The organism is Legionella nagasakiensis, from assembly GCF_900639915.1.
GTDB classification, from domain to species: domain Bacteria; phylum Pseudomonadota; class Gammaproteobacteria; order Legionellales; family Legionellaceae; genus Legionella_A; species Legionella_A nagasakiensis.
The window spans coordinates 1-1,472 of the sequence record NZ_CAAAID010000030.1 but is presented as its reverse complement, the minus strand read 5'-3'; the positions used below and the strand labels follow the sequence as shown (position 1 = coordinate 1,472).

The window sequence follows — 1,472 nt, the reverse complement described above, 5'->3', positions numbered from 1 at the left end:
AGTTCGAGGGCGAAGTGAAGGAGATTTAAAAGACTACCTACAGCAGCTGCCTGGGAAAGAACGAGTTAAAGTCATCTGTATGGACTTAAGTAGTACCTATCGGTCTATTGTAAAAAAATACTTTCCTAATGCAATGATAGTTGCCGATAGATTCCATGTGATTCGTTTAATTCAACATCAATGTATGATGACTTACCGAGAACTCTCTGACGTGGTCAAACAAATTGCGACACACCAGTTAAGCAACCATTTTTAACAACCCTCTTTCCTTTTCAAATTGATTAGGGCTTTTATAACCAATCGTTGAATGAAGCCGAAAATCATTATAAAAAACCGTGATGTAATTTAGTACATCTCGATGTGCTTCAGAACGCGTCTGATAATGTTTCCATTGCACTCGTTCTTGCTTCAAGCTGCCAAAAAAGCTCTCGGCCACTGCATTATCCCAACAATCACCCTTTCTGCTCATGCTGCCAATGCACTTCCAGCCGTTGAGTAATTTACGATACTCATTGCTGGCATACTGAGAGCCTCTATCTGAATGCACAATTAATCCAGGCTTTGGCTTTCGTTGCCATAAAGCCATTTTTAGGGCATCGCAAACTAAATCTGCCTTCATCCTTGAGCTCATGCTCCAGCCAACAACCTTCCTGGAGAACAAATCAATAACCACTGCCAGATATAACCAACCTTCTTGTGTTGAAAGGTAGGTAATATCCGATACATAAGCTCGGTCTGGCGCACTAGGCGAAAAATCACGGTTCAGTACATTTTCAAAGACCGGTTTTTTATGTTTGCTGTTGGTCGTTACCTTATATTTTTTCCTGTATCGGACTATAACACCAGCTTCTCTCATCAGGCTCTGAGTTTTGCGCCGACCCACCGGATATCCTAAAGCATTTAGCGCTTTTCGCATGCGCCTGCTGCCAAAAGTATAAGTACTCTTTTCGGCAATTTCTTTTACAAAATCAAGCATCTCCTGATGTACTGGATCGCTCGGTTTATCCCATCGAGCACGACGATATCGATAATAACCCGAACGCAATACGCCCAATAATAGACACATCTTGTCTATTGGCCAGACCTTCTCATGTTGGGCGATAAACGAATATTTCACTTCGTTTCTTGAGCAAAGAAGGCCGCCGCCTTTTTTAAAATTTCCTTTTCCATTTTCAGCCGGCGGTTTTCCTCTCGTAATTGTCGAAGCTCAAGCTGTTCGGCCGTTAATTTACCATTACCTCTGAATGCATGACCCTCATCTGCTTCATGCTCTTTTATCCAACGACTAAGCACATTCGGATTAAGCGACAAACTGCGAGCTGCTTCCGCCCGACTGTAGCCTTGATCTTTTACAAGGCTAATTGCATCAAGCTTAAATTCTTGTGAAAATTTTCTTCTAATTGTCATATCTTTTACTCCAGTTAAGTTTATTATCTCTTAACTGGTGTGTCCGAATCCATTAAACCACATCA

General features: G+C 41.6%; 1 protein-coding gene and 1 pseudogene. One reads left to right on the top strand and one right to left on the bottom strand.

Translation table 11 applies throughout. From position 1 onward, the window contains the following. Positions 1 to 220, top strand: a pseudogene (locus tag E1O52_RS12900) (transposase); the annotation flags it as partial. An 18-nt stretch (positions 221 to 238) separates the two neighbouring features. On the opposite strand, the gene E1O52_RS12895 reads toward E1O52_RS12900, so the two are convergent. Beyond that, positions 239 to 1,407, bottom strand: a protein-coding gene (locus tag E1O52_RS12895) for an IS3 family transposase (protein WP_133129051.1) whose coding sequence is annotated in 2 segments (ribosomal slippage) — positions 239 to 1,143 and positions 1,143 to 1,407 — 1,170 coding nt in all. Because the reading frame shifts where the segments join, the coding sequence is not laid out codon by codon here. Between the last annotated feature and the right edge of the window lie 65 nt (positions 1,408 to 1,472).